This window comes from Telluribacter sp. (genome assembly GCF_035998675.1).
GTDB lineage: Bacteria > Bacteroidota > Bacteroidia > Cytophagales > Spirosomataceae > Telluribacter.
On the sequence record NZ_DASYHI010000007.1, the window covers coordinates 154,511 to 172,425 of the forward strand.

15 protein-coding genes are annotated in these 17,915 nt (G+C 48.1%); 10 read left to right on the forward strand and 5 right to left on the reverse strand.

Annotated features, from left to right (window positions below; all coding sequences use genetic code 11):
* Positions 1 to 10: 10 nt before the first annotated feature.
* Positions 11 to 2,308, reverse strand: a complete 2,298-nt coding sequence (locus tag VGN67_RS02640; protein WP_327485214.1) for a penicillin-binding protein 1A — start codon at positions 2,306 to 2,308, stop codon at positions 11 to 13.
* A gap of 282 nt (positions 2,309 to 2,590) precedes the next feature.
* Complete coding sequence (locus tag VGN67_RS02645) at positions 2,591 to 3,469, reverse strand: YihY/virulence factor BrkB family protein (protein ID WP_327485215.1); 879 nt, start codon at positions 3,467 to 3,469, stop codon at positions 2,591 to 2,593.
* A gap of 269 nt (positions 3,470 to 3,738) precedes the next feature.
* Between VGN67_RS02645 and VGN67_RS02650 the strand changes: the two genes are divergently transcribed.
* Positions 3,739 to 4,503 (forward strand): DUF4142 domain-containing protein, encoded by a 765-nt coding sequence (locus VGN67_RS02650; protein WP_327485216.1) that lies wholly within the window; start codon positions 3,739 to 3,741, stop codon positions 4,501 to 4,503.
* Between the two features lie 146 nt (positions 4,504 to 4,649).
* Here VGN67_RS02650 and VGN67_RS02655 read toward each other — a convergent pair whose 3' ends face one another.
* Positions 4,650 to 6,401: a DEAD/DEAH box helicase gene (locus tag VGN67_RS02655; protein ID WP_327485217.1), complete on the reverse strand. Its 1,752-nt coding sequence runs from the start codon at positions 6,399 to 6,401 to the stop codon at positions 4,650 to 4,652.
* A gap of 414 nt (positions 6,402 to 6,815) precedes the next feature.
* Positions 6,816 to 7,949: an alanine dehydrogenase gene (ald, locus tag VGN67_RS02660; protein WP_327485218.1), complete on the reverse strand. Its 1,134-nt coding sequence runs from the start codon at positions 7,947 to 7,949 to the stop codon at positions 6,816 to 6,818.
* A gap of 187 nt (positions 7,950 to 8,136) precedes the next feature.
* Between ald and VGN67_RS02665 the strand changes: the two genes are divergently transcribed.
* Positions 8,137 to 8,595 carry an Lrp/AsnC family transcriptional regulator gene (locus VGN67_RS02665; protein WP_327485219.1) on the forward strand — a complete coding sequence of 153 codons (459 nt, stop codon included), beginning with the start codon at positions 8,137 to 8,139 and terminating at the stop codon, positions 8,593 to 8,595.
* Positions 8,596 to 8,676: 81 nt separating this feature from the next.
* Positions 8,677 to 8,895 carry a hypothetical protein gene (locus tag VGN67_RS02670; RefSeq protein WP_327485220.1) on the forward strand — a complete coding sequence of 73 codons (219 nt, stop codon included), beginning with the start codon at positions 8,677 to 8,679 and terminating at the stop codon, positions 8,893 to 8,895.
* Positions 8,896 to 8,917: 22 nt separating this feature from the next.
* Here VGN67_RS02670 and VGN67_RS02675 read toward each other — a convergent pair whose 3' ends face one another.
* A complete protein-coding gene (locus VGN67_RS02675; RefSeq protein ID WP_327485221.1) occupies positions 8,918 to 10,039 on the reverse strand; it encodes an NAD(P)/FAD-dependent oxidoreductase in 1,122 nt (373 codons plus the stop codon).
* A gap of 79 nt (positions 10,040 to 10,118) precedes the next feature.
* Between VGN67_RS02675 and VGN67_RS02680 the strand changes: the two genes are divergently transcribed.
* From VGN67_RS02680 to lepB, 7 genes are all read left to right on the forward strand, one after another.
* Positions 10,119 to 12,155 (forward strand): hypothetical protein, encoded by a 2,037-nt coding sequence (locus tag VGN67_RS02680; RefSeq protein ID WP_327485222.1) that lies wholly within the window; start codon positions 10,119 to 10,121, stop codon positions 12,153 to 12,155.
* Between the two features lie 52 nt (positions 12,156 to 12,207).
* Positions 12,208 to 13,230 carry a radical SAM protein gene (locus tag VGN67_RS02685; protein WP_327485223.1) on the forward strand — a complete coding sequence of 341 codons (1,023 nt, stop codon included), beginning with the start codon at positions 12,208 to 12,210 and terminating at the stop codon, positions 13,228 to 13,230.
* A 164-nt stretch (positions 13,231 to 13,394) separates the two neighbouring features.
* Positions 13,395 to 14,192: a ParA family protein gene (locus VGN67_RS02690; RefSeq protein ID WP_247234913.1), complete on the forward strand. Its 798-nt coding sequence runs from the start codon at positions 13,395 to 13,397 to the stop codon at positions 14,190 to 14,192.
* Positions 14,193 to 14,227: 35 nt separating this feature from the next.
* Positions 14,228 to 15,148 (forward strand): ParB/RepB/Spo0J family partition protein, encoded by a 921-nt coding sequence (locus VGN67_RS02695; protein WP_327485224.1) that lies wholly within the window; start codon positions 14,228 to 14,230, stop codon positions 15,146 to 15,148.
* Positions 15,145 to 15,819, forward strand: coding sequence for a DUF5683 domain-containing protein (locus tag VGN67_RS02700; protein WP_327485225.1), 675 nt, complete (start codon positions 15,145 to 15,147; stop codon positions 15,817 to 15,819). The genes VGN67_RS02695 and VGN67_RS02700 overlap by 4 nt, the downstream gene beginning before the upstream one ends.
* Positions 15,820 to 15,861: 42 nt before the next feature.
* On the forward strand, positions 15,862 to 16,578 hold the full coding sequence (dapB, locus tag VGN67_RS02705; protein WP_327485226.1) for a 4-hydroxy-tetrahydrodipicolinate reductase: 717 nt from the start codon (positions 15,862 to 15,864) through the stop codon (positions 16,576 to 16,578).
* 115 nt (positions 16,579 to 16,693) lie between these two features.
* Positions 16,694 to 17,845: a signal peptidase I gene (lepB, locus tag VGN67_RS02710; RefSeq protein WP_327485227.1), complete on the forward strand. Its 1,152-nt coding sequence runs from the start codon at positions 16,694 to 16,696 to the stop codon at positions 17,843 to 17,845.
* Positions 17,846 to 17,915: the final 70 nt, after the last annotated feature.

Genomic DNA, 17,915 nt, shown 5'->3' on the forward strand with positions numbered 1-17,915 from the left:
CGGTTCCGGCCTATTCGTCTCTGTTTCTTTTCCTTTTGAAAAGGTTCCGTAGCCGGTTATTCCGTTCTTCTCTCCGATCTTTCCGGGTTTCCTGACGTTCCTGCCGACGTTCCTCATTTCCGAGATTGAACGGTAGTGATTCAAGTACCCGGTCAAAGAAGGATTCTTCTTCCTGTGGCGGAGGATCAGGAATATAGGAGGCACAACTCAGCATTTCCTGTATCTCAGGGGTAATTTCTTCAAATTTGGTTCCTTTAATTACCGAGGCCCTATCGTTCTTCACTATTCTTGAAATAAAGTCGCCCCATACGGGAAGTGCTGTGTTGGAACCCTGACCCAGGTCCAGAGAACGAAAGCGAACCAGCGGGCTTTCGGCCCCAACCCAAACACCCGTAACCAGGCCGGGTACAATGCCAATAAACCAGCCGTCGCTTTGGTTCTGGGTAGTACCGGTTTTGCCGGCCATGTCCAGTTTAAGGCCAAATTCTGATTGCAACCGGCGGGCGCTTCCTTCCTCCACTACAGCCTTCATCATTTCCAGCATAATAGCCGCGTTTTCGGCCAGAAGTACCTTCTTTCCGCGTTTGGGCCGGTTTTGCCGGAGTATTTTGCCGGTTCGGTCCACGATTTGGGTTACATAAACCGGTTCAGTCCGGCGGCCCTGGTTAGCAAAAGCCGTATAGGCGCTTACTATTTCCAGCAGGGAAATATTGGCCGTTCCCAGGGCCAGCGAAGGTACCCGGGGCAGGTCGCTTTGAATCCCCATGTTACGGGCCAGCCGGATTGTAGGGTCAACGCCTACTTTCAGTATTAGCTGAGCCGAAATGGTATTAAGCGAGTTAGACAAGGCCCCTTTCATGGAGTATTTGCCTCCGTAGTTATTGGTAGCGTTGTGTGGTTGCCAGTCTTCGTATTCATTATAGGTAGTGAGCACATTCTGGAAATACGTACAGGGCTCAATTCCCCTCTGCAGCGCGGCCGCGTAAACTATGGGTTTAAAAGTAGAACCCACCTGCCGCCGCGAGCGTACATGGTCATACTTGAACAGGTTGTGGTTAATACCACCCACCCAGGCCTTAACGAACCCACTTTCGGGGTCCATGGACACCAGGCCGGTGTTGAGGAAACGCTGGTAGTAGGCCAGCGAGTCCATGGGACTCATGGTTCTTTTGATGGGGCCGTTCCAGCTGAATAGCGTCATAGAAACCGGCTTTTTGAATACTTGCTGTATTTCCTCATCCGAGAACCCCTGGTTCTTTAGTCGCTTGTACCTGGCCGACACCCGCAGGGCGTTGTCAAGTACGGTTTTATCCTTACCCCAGGGAACGCGGCCCCGCCAGTGGTCATCAAATTGCTTCTGTAGTCGGGCCATCCGTGCCCGAACGGCCTTCTCGGCGGCCTGCTGAACCCTGGAATCAATGGTTGTATATATTTTTAAACCGTCGGTATACAGGTTGTAGGGTTCGCCGTTGCTTTTGGTCTGGTTGGCGCACCATTCGGCCAGTTCAATCCGGAGCTGCTCCCGGAAGTAAGGAGCAATATTCTGATTCTGGATTTTTTTCTCCCGCTCCAGCCTCAAAGGCAGATTTTTCAGCGAATCGGCTACTTTGGGCGTAAGGTACTTATACTTCACCATCTGGTTAAGTACTATGTTGCGCCTTCTTTTGGAGCGTTCTGGGTTGGCTAATGGATTGTAAGAGGTAGTGGCTTTTAACATTCCTATCAGCACGGCCGCCTGTTCCGCCTTGAGTGTTCGGGCCGAGCGGTTAAAAAAATAGTGCGCTGCCCTTTCAATACCGAAGATATTTCCTCCGAACGAAACTGTATTCAGGTACAATTCCAGAATCTCTTCTTTGGAATAGACCAACTCGAGGCGCCGGGCCATTATCATTTCCCGGGTTTTATTGATGGGCATTTCCAGGTACCTGTAGTCCCGTCGGGGGTATAAATTTTTGGCCAGCTGCTGCGTAATGGTACTACCTCCTCCTGAGCTTTCATTTTGCATCAGGACCGTTTTGACGGCCACCCGGCCTAAGCTTCTCAGGTCTATACCCTCGTGCAGATAAAAGCGGGCATCCTCGGTGGCAACCAGGGCTTTTAAGGCAACCGGGGAAATTTGCTTATAAGGTACATTGGTGCGATCGTAAATAAAATAACGACCCAGCAATACGCTGTCGGCAGAGTATAATTCGGAGGCCGTATCGTTCCGCTTGTTCTGTAGCTCTTTGCGGGAGGGGATTTCACCAAAGAAACCCATCCAGACGACAATAACAAACCCTACACAAAAAGTACCAAACAGGATTCCCATAGCCAGAATCCCTAAAAAGAGAAATTGGAGGATATCCCTGGGTTTGGTTTCACGCCAGTTATGGGTACGAATACGATGAACTTGCTGTTTCCAATAGGTTACAGTGAACAGGGATTGCAATCGCAGAAAGTTGTTTCGCCAAAATCTATTTGCCAACCGTTTTCAAGTTAGTTTAAATCCGTATTACCAGGACTTCTCTGTAAAAAAGGTATGCCTGCAATAATCTAAACGTTATTTCCACCAAAAGGTGCGGCTCTGTTTATTGCGATAACCGGTGAGTTATCATCCGGTACCCGGGTTATCCGGAATTCTACTTTCGTTTAACTCGTAATGAAACGCTTTTTTACGTGGCTTTATGGGTTTGCCGTAGGTATCACTAAGTACTTTAATAAACGCTCCTCCGTAATAAAATATGATAGAAGAGTAAAAAACGAACAGCAGAATAAGGACAATGGACCCCGAAGCGCCGTAGATGGTACTGATATTATTATAGGTAAGTAACCAACGAAGGAGGAGCTTCCCAAAATTGAATAGTATGGCCGTGAAGAATCCACCAATCAGGGCCAGATTCCAGGCCGGACGGCCGTCAGTCAGGAATCTGAAAAGGGTGGAGAACCAAATGGTCACTACGGTAATAAAGAATAATTCATTAAATAAACCAGTGAAAAACATGGGGTTGCCGGGAGTGAGCAGTTGTACATAGTGCCCGACGAAAGATATGAGCCCTTCGATGAGAATTCCTATGCTGAACAAAAGGCCCGCCAGCAGAATAATTGCCATAGACCGCAGCCTGAGCTTCAGCCTGAACTTTAAGCCGGGTTTGTCATGCACACGAATCATCCAGATTTGATCGAGTGATTTTTGTACAATGCCAAACAGGGTAGTGGCAACAATCATTAGAAATAAGGTACCGGCTACGGTTATGTACCAAGCCTTATTAATGGAAGCAAAATTCTGGATTACAAGGTTGATCTGAGCGGCCCCTTCCCGCCCCAGAATAGTACCCAATTCTTTTATTAACCGGTCGTTGAGGGTATCCGGATTTATCACAAAACCAAATAATTGAATCAGGATAATCAGGATCGGAGGCAAAGCAAATGTGGTAAAGAAGGCAGTGGCACCAGCCATGCGCAGTGGGTCGTTTCCACTTAGTACTAGCAAGGCCCGTCGCATCAAACGCAGCAGCTTCCCGGTTCCCGATACAGCGCTTTTTAATACATGGATAACCCTAACCACCTGTCAATGAATTAGATTTTACGGCCTATGGTACATAACACCAAACTGGCAGGTCAATGTTTTCAACCATTTGTTGAAAGGGTGCACATGCAGTTTATAGCACATGCTACAATCGCTTTTCACATTCAAAATCAGCGGGAGTTTCAAGTGGTATGTTTTTTTAGAGATGTTATATACACCATTAAAATAGTAGTATGAAAAAGAACTTATTAAGTATAATGCTGGTAGCTGCTTTATTGTCAGCAACTTCCTGTGCAGATACAGATAGAGATAGTCAGGGTGGGAACGAGCTGGCCCATGATATAGAGGAGCAGGACCTTAATGCATTCGATAAAGATGGAGCCGGACCGGATGGTACTGCTGCCACCGGTGAGAGAGGTCAGCTATCGGATGAGCAATTCGCTACGCAAACTGCGGAAGGTAGTATGCTAGAGATACAATTGGGAAATCTGGCCCAGCAGAATGGTAGCTCCCAACAGGTTAAACAGTTTGGACAACACATGGTGAAGGAGCACAGCGCTATGAACCAGAACCTGAAGACAATCGCTACTGGCAAAGGTTTTAAACTTCCTACCACGCCTAGTCAGCAGGGAATGGATAAGTATACCCGGCTTGCCGCACAGAAAGGAGTAGAATTTGACCGTGCCTACGCGCAGATGATGGTGGAGTCTCACCAGAAAACCATCCAGATGTTTATGGATTATTCGGAAACCACTGGTATTGGCGGAACGGATGAAAACACTGCCAGAACTGGTACCAACAGCAATAGTCCCGGTACGGGAAATGAAAACACTTCCGGTGCTGCTTCTACCCAGAGATCGTCGAGTGGGAACGCCAACCAGGAGCTAAGAAGTTTAGCTCTGAAAAACATCCCGATTCTTCAGCAACACCTGGAAATGGCTCAGAGACTGCAGCAACCTGCCGGTAATACGACCAATCGCCCTAATGCCCAGCGTTAAGTAGAAAACAATTTGTTTATCTAAAAGAGTGAGGGTGCCTGAATAATTGGTACCCTCCCTCTTTTTAGAATTAAATAAAAGCAAAAGGGGATTCACGGCTGTGAATCCCCTTTTCTTATTGAACCGGATGAAAAATCTGCCCAATGTTATTTGGCGATATCAATCTGTACCTGCTTACCCTTAATGGTATTGCCATCCATGGCACGAAGTACCGCACGGGCGTCGCGCTCAGGTACATCCACAAAGGTAAACTTATCATAGATATCAATAGCGCCAATGGCTTTTCCGGGGATGTTGGCTTCGCCGGCTATGGCTCCTACAATATCACGAGGCTGAATGTTGTCCTTACGACCCAGGCTCAAAAACAAGCGGGTCATTCCTGGTTCAGCCGAAGCTGCGGTGCGGGCATCGCCCCGGTCAGCTCCACGCGGAGCATCAGTACGGCGTTCGCGACGGGGACCCTCCGAACGGAAACTATCGCCTCCCCTGCCTTTATCCCGGTCAAAACGACCCGGACGGTCACTAAAACGATCGCCTCTTTCTCCACCTTTCTGGCGGTCGCTGCGTTTTTCTTCCCACGCCAGGCTGGTGTCACCGTACTCGTTCTTCTGGACGCCCATAATCTGCTTGGCCATGGCTGCCACTACCTGTTCGGTGGTGAAGCCACTATGGCGGAGCATTTCAAGTACATCGTCATAGAGTTCCAGATCATCGGCCTGAATGGCTGCGGCAATACTTTCCACGAAGCGGGCCTTACGAACTCCCACTATATCTTCATAGGATGGAATTACTCCCTTTTCAATTTTTACCTTGGTGTAATTCTCGATCTGGCGCAGACGGAATTTTTCGTCGCGAGCCACCATAGAGAAGGCTTTGCCTGACATACCCGCCCGACCGGTACGGCCAATCCGGTGTACATAATATTCCTCGTCTAAGGGAATGTCAAAATTGATTACAGCATCCAGTCCGCTTACGTCAATTCCACGGGCGGCTACGTCGGTAGCTACCAGTATGGTAGTAACACCAGCCTTGAACTTGCTCATCACGTTGGTACGCTGTTGCTGGCGCAAATCACCATGTATACCCTCTGAAGCATAGCCGCGAAGTTGCAGATCTTCCACGATTTCGTCAACCTTACGCTTAGTATTACAGAATACTAGTAGGGACTGCAAGTGATACATGTCGATCAGGCGGGTCATTACTTCTACCTTAGCCTGGGGCTTTACCTCGAAGAAAACCTGCTCAATGTTCTGGTTGGTGAGCTCGTTACGTACTACCTTGATCAGGACCGGATCCTTCTGGAAACGCTTGGTGATAGACATGATCGGCTTGGACATGGTAGCCGAAAACAGAATGGTCTGGCGATCTTCGGGCATTTCGGCCAGAATACTTTCAATATCTTCCCGGAAGCCCATATCCAGCATTTCATCGGCCTCGTCCAATACCATCATACGTACCTCTTCAAAATTAAGAGTGCGGCGCTGCATATGGTCCATTACACGACCCGGAGTTCCCACTACTATATGTACTCCTCTTTTAAGAGACCGGATCTGACGATCGATGGAGTCACCTCCGTAAATCACTTCTATACGTACTCCCCGTACATATTTGGCCAGACGGCCTATTTCTTCGGATACCTGCACCGCCAGTTCACGGGTAGGGCAAAGAACAAGGGCCTGTGTTGCGTTGCTGCTAACGTCTATACGTTCCAGCACTGGAATACCAAAGGCGGCCGTTTTGCCCGTACCGGTCTGGGCCTGGCCAATAACGTCAAGGCCCTCCATTACGGGTGGAATACCCTGGGACTGAATTGGAGAGGGTTTTTCAAATCCCATCTCTGTTACGGCTCTCAGAATATCCTCCGATAGCCCTAACTCGGCAAAAGTTTCAATTGTCATTTTAGATAAATTAGTATTATTCCTGGTATTACGTATGAAAAAGAACACTAACTGATTACAGTAGCGGATAAAATTATCACACCAGTTGGGTTGATAATCAGACAGTGTTTACTTTAAAAATTCAAATAAGGGATTGCGCAAAGCCCACCACAATACATCCGTGTGGCTCTGCAAGACGAAAACGGAAGGACCAACTTATTCTGTTAAAGTTGGTGGCGAAATTGTTCGCCCGAACCGGAGTAGAAGCAGAGAATCGAACGGATGTTCGTTCTATTATTTTTTGCAAAAGTAAGAAGAAGATTTCAATTACCTACTTCAACAAGGCAAAAAATTGTAATATTTTTAGAAAGTAAAAGCGACCGGAGCCAAGACCAGGTCGCTTTCTACTAGGATTGTATACAATTTGGTAATTTATTAAGCTACCTGAATATCTCCTTTTAGGACGTTAGCTGCCTCAGTGTAGGGAAGCCCCCAGGCATCGGATACTCCTTTATACACAACCTGTCCCTTAACCACATTCAGGCCTTTGCGAAGCTCCTCATTGAGCAAACAGGCTGCCTGCCAACCCTTGTCGGCTAACAGCAAGGCATAAGGTAGGGTAGCATTGGTCAACGCCAGGGTAGAGGTATAGGGTACGGCCCCCGGCATATTGGCTACGCAGTAGTGAACGATTTCGTCTACCACGTAAATAGGGTCCTGGTGGGTAGTGGGGTGAGAGGTTTCAAAACATCCACCCTGGTCAATGGCTACGTCAACCAATACGGTACCCGGTCGTATCAGTTTAAGCATGTTGCGGGTAATCAACGAAGGAGCTTTGGCTCCGGGAATAAGTACCCCGCCCACGATTAAATCAGAATTCTGAATAAGTTGACGAATGTTATATTCATTGGACATGACCGTATCTACATTGGCTGGCATGATGTCTTCCAGGTAGCGCAGGCGCTGCAGGCTAATGTCGACAATGGTTACGTTAGCGCCCAGTCCGGCGGCCATCTTGGCTGATTGGGTACCTACTACGCCACCCCCCAGTACCAGTACATTGGCGGGTTTTACCCCGGCCACGCCACCCAGCAAAATACCCCGTCCACCCATGGGTTTTTCCAGGTACTTGGCTCCCTGTTGAACGGCCATTCGTCCGGCAACTTCACTCATTGGAATCAGCAGGGGCAGGCTCCGGTCGGCTTTCTCTACGGTTTCGTACGCCAGACATACCGCCTTTCGTCCGATCATGGCGTGGGTCAGAGGCTCCGAAGAAGCAAAGTGGAAATAGGTAAACAGCAGTTGGTTTTCCTTTATTAAAGGATACTCCTTCTCAATGGGCTCCTTTACCTTTACTATCATTTCCGCCACGTCATATACTTCCTCAATACTGGGAAGAATAACGGCACCGGCCTCGGTATATTCAGCATCGGAAAAGCCGCTTCCCTGACCGGCACTGGACTGGACATAAATGGTATGACCGTGCTTGACAAATTCGGTAACCCCAGCCGGGGTAACAGCTACCCGGTTTTCGTTATTTTTTATTTCCTTCGGAACGCCAATGATCATAGAGCAGACTAGATTAGGTGTTTTGATTTGGTTTTCTACTTTATATAACTGCAAATTTATCTATTAGTAGTAAAAATAGAGGTAGTAAGTACTTAGTATAGGAAAAATGGCTGTAAATAGGAATATTTACAGGAAAAAATCCTGAAAATAAGTACCAATACCGGTTCAATCAAAAAAAATCTCTGCCATGCCGCTCGACCCCTCTGATAAAAAAATCCTGGAATTGCTTCAGCAGAATGCTCAGCTGACTACGAAAGAAATCGCCTCCCGGATAAATCTGTCCCAGACTCCGGTCCATGATCGCATCCGGAAACTGGAAAAGGAAGGTTTTATTGATAAATACGTAGGTCTGCTCAACCGGCGCAAATTGGGCAAATCACTGCTGGTCTATTGTAACGTAACCCTGGACAAGCAGCGGAAGGAAAGTTTTGAAGAATTCAACGCCGCGGTTATCAGTATGCCCGAAGTACTTGAGTGCTGCGTTGTTTCGGGAAATTTTGATTACCTGTTGAAAGTAGTCGCCAACGATGTGGAAGGCTACAACCAGTTTTATCAGCAGAAGCTGTCGGTCCTGAACAGTGTCCTGCACATCAGTAGTTTCTTTGTGATGTCGGAAGTAAAAAGTACTACTGAACTTCCGATTTAAGCGCAAGTCGCCAGTCCGATGGTATGCTTTTTTTGCCGGTATGGGTTATTTAAACTTAATTTTCATTAACCAGATACTATTATGCCTTCTAAAGAAAACAAAGGAGCTCCAACTCAAGCTGAAAAGTCAAAAGCTGCGACAAAAGTAGTAGATAGCGATACGCTCAACGAGCGTCAGGACTTACGTAACAAGTATACCGATAAAGAAGGTAAGCCAGATCCGGATGCAGTACCGGTAATGGATCCAAATCGGAATACAGAAAAAGTGAAGACCGATAAGCCGGCTTACGGTGGAAGCTGATACCGGAAGCTAAAGTACTTGTTTAACCATGAAAAGGTTTTCCGTGGGTACTACGGATGACCATCCGCAAAACGGGGGGGAGGAGACCAAAGAAATGGAGTGCAAATTCGGAAAGTTGTTCACTGCCGAACAAGCGTTGCACATTCCTTCCTACCCAAAGGCGGGTTGAAAACTGACTTTGCCACCGGTGGGTATAGTTAATTTCAAGGCGCTGCCGGTTGCGGTGATTTTGGAAATAGTGAATAATTTCCTGGGCTACTATCCATCCGCCATGAATAGCCATTGCCATCCCGTTTCCGCATAGTGGCGTTATTAGTCCTGCGGCATCTCCGGCCATAAGTACATGGTCAACTACGGCCTTTTTGGGAGCAAACGACACTTCGTTTATCACCTCCGGATTGTCGTAAATAAAATCGGCTTCCCGCAGAATGCTGTAAATGTGCGGATTGCGGGCCATAATATGCCTTTCCATTTCGGGAATACTACCATATTCTTTGACATTGCTGCGCTCGGTCAGGTAACAGAGGCAGTACTTGTCATGCTCAATGGCGGACATCCCACAGTACCCGTTTTTAAAATTATGCAGTGCAATGGTATCCTTTGGGAAGTCGTAGCGGATATGGTACTTGACCCCCATGTAGGGTGATGTTTTTTCCATAAAGTCCCGATTCAGCTCACGGTCTAGCCGTGTACGTTTACCGTATGCTCCCACCACTACTTCCGCCGTAAATTCTTTCCCACCTGAGGTTACTACTTTAAAATGGTCATCCTGCCACTGAATTTGCGACACGGTGGTATTCAGACAAAATTCAACCCCCGCCCCCCGGGCCAACTGGTATAATTGGTCATCAAATAAATAACGACTGATACCAAAGCCTCCCATCTTCAGCGGAGAATCCAGAATATGCCCCTGGGGCGAGGTAAAACGGAAAGAAGTTATTTCAGCCACCCCCAGCTTTTTCAGGTCAAGTCCCAGTTTCTGAAGGTAAGGCCTTACCTCGTTGGATACGTATTCGCCACAAACTTTGTGGTGAGGATAATTTTTTCGTTCAATTAAAAGTACCTTTAAACCCGCCTTGGCCAGTTCAATACCGGTGATGAGTCCGGACAGACCGCCACCTATAATCAGGACAGGATACGTCATTCTGCTGGGTTTTTCTTAGTTTCGCAAGTAACAAATAAAGCGATCTGCTCATCAAATGTTTGAAAATTATCCATCACATTTGAAATCCTGTACCGGTATTCAGGACCAGTGGCACACGAATCAGTCGGCATTTACCCAATCTTACCGAAGCGGGCTTCATGGCTTTGTGGCCGGAGTACCTCCCGAACTGCTCCTGGAGCTGTCGCTGCCTGAACTCCTGGATATTTTACAAAGCAGGTTTGGTTTTGAAAAAATAAGGTGGGCGCTGGACCCGGCTAATAGCGTGGCTAGCCCGTACCAGATGTGGACCAACGGGGGGTGGATTCGGCAGGCCAATCTGGTGGGGGTAAATGTGCGAACAGTTCAGAATTTCCTGAACGTAGTTAAGTACGCCCTCTCTCTGCCCGAATGCCACCGGACCCTGCATCTGCTGCCCATCTGGGAGCCGGGGGTGGTGGGGAGTTTGTACGGAATGGTGAGCTGGCACCTCAATCCCGAATTTTTTAGCCAGGAACTCTACGAGGCTTTTCCCCAGCTTGCTAACACGGCAGCCCAGTTAAAGGTGGTAATTAATCTGCTGCATACGATGGGGTTTGCGGTAGGGATGGACGTCATCCCCCATACCGACCGTTTTTCGGAAATGGTAGTGGCCTATCCCCGGTTTTTTGAGTGGGTCCGTCGGGAAGGTACCCTGCTGAGTGAGCACTACGAGTTAATATGGCAGGAGGTAGAGCAGCGTGTATACCAATTTTTAGAAATAAATGGTACTGCCGATGGTACTGCAGTGCTTCCGTTCGAAAAACTATTTGGGCCGGATATCCAATTGGAATCAGATAAAAACCGGTTACAGCTTTTATTCGGGGACGAAGGAGACTCCGGGGGGCGTCAGCGCCGACGAATAGCCCTGATGAGGTACCTCATTGGTTTTGGCTACGAAACCCTGCCCATGAGTATGGCCCCGCCCTACCGTGCTCTGCACCTAAATCCGGAAGCCTATGTTGAGGACGAAGAAGGCTACCGCTGGTACCAATACGAGTTTGATCAGCCGCAGTCCATGTCCCGGGTGTTTGGGCCGCTCACCCGATTTAAATTATTTGAATCAAAAGATGATAATCAAAGTTGGGAAATAGATTTTGACAAACCCAATCGTTCCGTTTGGGAATATGTAAGCCAGCGGTACCTCGACTGTCAGCAGACTTTTGGGTTTGATTTTATGCGGGGCGACATGACCCACGTGCAGATGCGTCCCGAGGGTGTTCCGGCCACTATACCCCCATTTTACGATATTTTAAAAGCGGTAAAGGACAAAATAATTGCAGCCGGGTGTCAACACTTTGCTTTTTTTGCTGAATCTTTTCTGGCTCCTCCGGATACCATGGGTTACGGCGATGAAATGGCTCATCTGGAAGCCATTGGCGCGGAAGTCACCCTGGGCGATCTCCAGTCTACCCTAGTGGGCGAAAGTAGTTTCACCACGCGGCTCCGGCAGTACCTCGACCTGGCCTCCACGCGCCGGGTAGCACCCTGCTTTACCGTCATGACCGCCGACAAAGACGACCCACGCTTTGATGTATACTACCAGAGTGGAAATATAGTAAGGTACTTCCTGGCCTTGTTCCTGCCTGACCTGCCGTCCTATACGAGCCTGGGTTTTGAAATAAGGAACCCGCACCAGAGCAGAGGCCTGAACGAAGAGTACTCCAAACTTTACGTATTTCGCATTACTGACCCCAACCAACCCGATAAGGTGACCCGGGGGCCGTATGTGTGGGGCAGAAATAACGGACACTTTAACTTAATAACCCAACTGCGGCTGCTGGCAGAGCGGTTTTTGCCAGAATTAAAAAATGAAAAGACGCAGTGGCTGGTATACCCCGACCCAACCCTGAGTACCCGGTACCTGGCCTGGCGGCTGGGAGAGCTGGTTTTTGTAGTAAATTTGAATATTCGGGAGCTTACCCGCCATGTAACTATTCCGGATAGGTCCCCCTTAACTACCTTGAGGCTACTATTTAGTTCCGGAGGAAATGCCGAAGAAAGCATGATTTCGAACAGTTTGTTCCTTACCTTGTTGCCTTTGCAGCCGGCGGAATGCCGGATCTACCGGATTGACTAATGCCGGAAGCACCATTACCTATAATAAAAAAGCGTACGACGCGACTTCGCCAATGAACCGAAACTGGAAAGATGGACTGAATCTGATGTCAAAAGTCACGCCCCGGCGGGCCTGGAACGCTATGCAGATTCTGGCCAGCTACTTCTATTCCCGCTATTCGGGAAAGGCTACCCATTGGGGAATGCCCGTTGCCATATCCTTTGAACCTACTACTTCCTGCAACCTGCGCTGCCCCGAATGTCCCAGCGGTTTGCGGTCCTTTACGCGCCCGACCGGCATGATGGAGGAGGATTTATACAAAAAGACCATCGACGAACTGGCCGAAACGCTCCTGTACCTGATATTTTATTTTCAGGGAGAGCCGTATCTGCACCCCCAGTTTTTTGAACTGGTACGCTACGCCCACGACAAAGGAATTTATACGGCAACCTCCACCAATGCCCACTACCTGACCGACGAAAAAGCGCGCCGTACGGTGGAGTCGGGGCTGGACCGCCTTATTATCTCGATTGATGGTACTACCCAGGATGTATACGAACAGTACCGGGTAGGGGGCAACCTGGAGAAGGTGCTGGAAGGTACCCGGAATATTATTAAATGGAAAAAGGAATTGAAGTCAAGTACCCCGCACACGGTTTTTCAGTTTTTGGTAGTTAGGCCCAATGAACACCAGATCGAAGAAGTCAAAAAACTGGCCGCGGAGCTGGGAGTAGATGAGGTTGGACTTAAAACGGCGCAGATATACGATTACGAACAAGGTTCCTCGCTTATCCCGACCATTGACAAGTACTCGAGATACCAGCCCGAGCCGGGAGGTACTTATTCCATCAAGAACGAGCTACTGGACCATTGCTGGAAAATGTGGCATTCCTGCGTAATAACCTGGGATGGCTTGGTAGTACCCTGCTGTTTTGATAAAGATGCCCACCACCGGTTGGGTGATATGAAAAAGCAGACCTTCCGCGAATTATGGCGCGGGGGTAGCTACCAGCAGTTCCGGGAAACCCTTATCCGTTCCCGTTCGGAAATTGAAATGTGTAAAAACTGCACCGAAGGTACTAAGGTATGGGCGTGAAACATTTTCCGGCAGAAGAGATTTATTTGTACTTTTAGAAAAAAAAGACAGGACACAATCAACTGACCGTCACGTACTAACCATTATTCTAAAAAAGTCCGTGGAACATTTGTTGTGTATTTGCCCCGAATAGGTGAAATTTGGAACTGGTAACTCAAAATACAATGGGCAAAGTAATTGCAATTGCAAACCAAAAAGGGGGAGTAGGTAAAACCACCACGGCCATCAATCTGGCGGCCAGCTTAGCCGCTCTCGAATTCCGTACCCTCATCGTTGACGCTGATCCTCAGGCTAATTCGACCTCCGGTCTGGGTTTTAATCCTAAGGAAATAGAATATAGTATTTATGAGTGCATGGTGGAGGGGATAAGGACCCGCGACATCATTATTCAGACCGACTTTCCAAATCTGGACCTGTTGCCTTCCCACATAGACCTGGTTGGGGCGGAAATCGAAATGATTAACCTCAAAAACCGGGAAGACCGGATGAAGGAGGCCATGGAAGGTATCCGCGATGACTATGATTTTATTATAGTTGATTGTTCACCCTCCTTAGGTCTTATTACCATCAACAGTCTCACGGCCGCCGACTCGGTCATTATTCCAGTTCAGTGTGAGTACTTTGCCCTGGAAGGCTTGGGAAAGCTGCTCAATACCATTACCATTATACAGTCACGGCTGAATACAAATCTGGCTATTGAGGGTATACTACTGACTATGTACGACCTGCGGCTTCGGCTGTCCAACCAGGTAGTCAACGAGGTAACTACCCATTTTCAGTCGCTGGTTTTCAATACCATCATACCCCGTAATATCCGCCTGAGTGAGTCGCCCAGTTATGGTTTGCCCGTGCTGGCTCAGGATGCTGACAGCAAAGGAGCCATCAGCTACCTCAATCTGGCCCGCGAAATACTTACCAAGAATGGATTACTTTCTCAGGATCAACCCGTTGGCATTAGCTGATACCGACTCAACCCGTAGAACTACTTTTGTGCAGTATGGAAAATAAAAATAAAAAAATGGTGGGATTAGGTCGCGGCCTTGGTGCTTTATTACAGGATTCTGACTCAGTTAATCCCCCCCGGACCGCCACACGTCCGTCCCCTTACGAAACGATAAGTGCCATGAATGAGATTGACGTCAATCTCATCGAGGCCAATCCATTTCAACCCCGTTCGCGGTTTGACCAGGAAGCTCTTCAGGAGCTGGCTGATTCTATCCGGGTGCAAGGCATTATTCAGCCCATTACTCTTCGTCAAATTGGCAAGGAAAAGTACCAGTTGATCTCGGGAGAGCGGCGTCTGCAGGCTTCCAAATCAATTGGGATGCTGAAAATACCGGCCTACATACGTACGGCCAACGACCAGCAGATGCTGGAAATGGCGCTGATTGAGAATATTCAGCGGGAAAACCTCAATGCCATTGAAATTGCCCTGAGCTACCAGCGGCTCATGCACGAGTGTAGCCTGAAGCAGGAGGAGTTAGGCGAGCGGGTAGGTAAAAACCGAACTACGGTCAACAACTACATCCGGTTATTGAAATTGCCACCGGTAATACAGGCCGCGCTCCGTGACAACCAAATCAGTATGGGGCACGCCCGGGCCATCATTACCATTGATAGTCCGGATATTCAATTGAAGATTTTCAAAAAGATAATTGAGGAAGCCTGGTCGGTGCGTAAAGTGGAGGAGGAAGTACGTAAGTTGTCGCTGGTCGAGGAGAGTACCGAAAAGGACCGCCGCCCGCAGACAATCAAGCAGGAAATCCGTTCGTTACAATTTAGGTTATCTTCTTTTTTTGGTTCCAAAGTATCCATAAAAAGCGACGATCACCATAAAGGCGAGATTAAGATTCCTTTCACTTCCCAGGAAGAACTCGACCGGATTTTGGAAACGCTGAATTTTGAAAAGAAAGCTTGAACAGGTGGTTTTGGATAGTGATAATCGCTCTGAGTACCGGAGTAGCCCAGGCACAACGTGTACCAACGGATAGCTTGGGTAAGGTGGTTGTGCCCCTGGTAACCGGGGATACCATTAAACCAGCCGTTGACCCTAACCTGCCCATTGACTCCCTGGCAATTCGGGATAAGGAGAAATTCCGGCCGGAACCCCGCAAAGCGACTATCTTTGCCATTGCTTTTCCGGGGGGCGGGCAGATTTACAACCGTGATTACTGGAAACTTCCACTGGTATACGGGGCCTTCGGTGGAGCGGTGTACGCTATCCGATGGAACACGCTCCGCTATAACGATTTCCTTACCGGCTACAAAGCTTTTTTTGATCTGACTACGGGTAATCCCAGAACGGATATTACCACGGTACCCGTGTACCTGCGCGACCGGGAGGAAACCCGGGACCTAACGCTGGACCAGGTTAGGAGGGGACGTACCGCCTACCGCCGCTACCGCGACTACGCCTACGTAATTTCAGTGGGAGTGTATGCCCTGGCCGCCGTAGAAGCCAACGTAGCGGCCCACCTTAAAACTTTTGATATTTCCGAAGACTTAACCCTCCGGGTTGAACCCTCCCTTTTTCAGCCCTTTGTATCGGGCCCGACGGCAGGAGTCAGACTGGTAGTGGGTTTCCGTTAGCTTACATAATATTTCTATTAAAGTAAATTAAAAAGTAAAAACATGAATATCCTGCTGATAGGATACGGCAAAATGGGCCGCACCATTGAACAAATTGCCTTAGAAAGGAGCCACCACATAGTAGGAAGAATAGACGTTCAAAACCGTAGTGATATGGATCTCCTTCCCCGGGATGCCGTTGACGTAGCTATTGAGTTCAGTTCACCGGAGGCTGCGTTTGAAAATATTACCTACTGTCTGCGCAAGGGCTGGCCGGTGGTAAGCGGTACCACGGGCTGGTTAAACCATAAGGCTGAAATTGAGGAACTATGCCGGGAGCAGCAGGGCGCTTTTTTCTATGCGTCCAATTACAGCATCGGGGTTAATCTGTTTTTTCGCCTGAACCGGTACCTGGCCCGCCTGATGAAAGAACAGCCCTATGAAATTTCAATGACCGAGATCCACCATATTCACAAACTGGATGCACCCAGCGGTACTGCCATTACCCTGGCGGAGGGAATCAGTCTTGAAAACGAAAGCTTTAAAGGCTGGTCGCTGGCTCCCGATAGGCAGCAAGGTCGGGTGCCCATAACCGCGGAGCGGGAAGGGGAGGTGCCAGGTACCCATAGCATCCGGTATAGCTCGGAAATTGATACCATTGAAATTGGCCATACCGCCCACAGCCGAAAAGGTTTTGCCCAGGGAGCCGTGGTGTCGGCCGAATGGCTGGTTGGGAAAAAAGGAGTATTCGGGATGGACGACCTGCTTGAAAAGCTATAGTTTTCTGTTTCGGTTATGGAAAAGCATTTTTCCTCAGTGAGTTATTTTAATAAAAATAGAATAAAAAGTAGTAAATCGTTGTTTCTCTTACATTGTTACTTATTATACCCAAAAAATGACCACAAAAAATAAGCCTTTCGAAAAGGAAGAAGTGAGAAGGGACACACCTGCCGACAAAGGAAAATCAGCGAGCCGCGAGTGGTTTGATTCAATTTTGTTTGCCGTAGTTGCCGCCACGCTTATCCGCTGGCTCTTTTTCGAAGCCTTTACCATTCCGACGCCATCCATGGAAAACAGCCTGTTGGTAGGCGATTTTCTGTTTGTAAGTAAGCTCCACTACGGTACCCGCACGCCAAAGACACCCCTACAGGTACCTCTGACGCATCAGACCATCTGGGGTACCAATATTCCTTCTTATTCAGATGCCATCCAACTACCTCAGTACCGTTTGCCGGGCTTTTCAGAAGTGCAAAGGGGTGAAGTCGTAGTTTTTAACTATCCACCCGAGCAGCAGCATCCGGTAGATTTACGCACCAACTATATCAAACGGTGTGTAGGTATACCCGGTGACAGCTTGATAATCCGGGATGCTCAGGTAATTGTTAATGGTACGGCTTTACCTAATCCAGCCCGGATGGAGAATGAGTACTTTGTCTCTACCACAACGGCTGTCAATGAGGATAAAGTGTTTAAGGAGAACGGCGTTTCCGAATATTACAGTTACTCCGAAACTTTCAACGATTCCATACCGGCCAATGACGAGTCGGGTTATATTGTTTATACTACCGAGGCCATTGCTGCTACGCTAAAAGAATATGATTTTGTCCGGGATGTACGCGTAGTAAAGGCCTCTGCCGACTACGTTGAACCTGGCTTGTATCCGCAATCTGGCCTTTTTAAATGGAACCGTGATAATTATGGACCGGTGGTAGTACCGGCCGAAGGTATGACAATTTCCATGTCGCCGGAAAATATAGCGATGTACAAAGATGTAATTAAGAACTATGAAGGGAATGAAAATGTAGTAGTCGACGGAAATAAGATCAGTGTAGCGGGGAAAGCCATTGAAAGTTATACCTTCAAGCAGGACTACTACTTTATGATGGGTGATAACCGCCATAATTCTATGGACTCCCGCTACTTTGGTTTTGTGCCCATGGACCATATTGTCGGAAAAGCCGTTTTCGTATGGATGTCCATTGATCCCAGTCCTACCAGTATTGTCAATAAAATTCGCTGGAACCGTCTGTTCCGGGTCATTGAGTAGACAGACTTATTCTTAGGGAAAACATAAAAAAAGAGTCGCCAATTGGCGACTCTTTCTACTATCAGTCAGT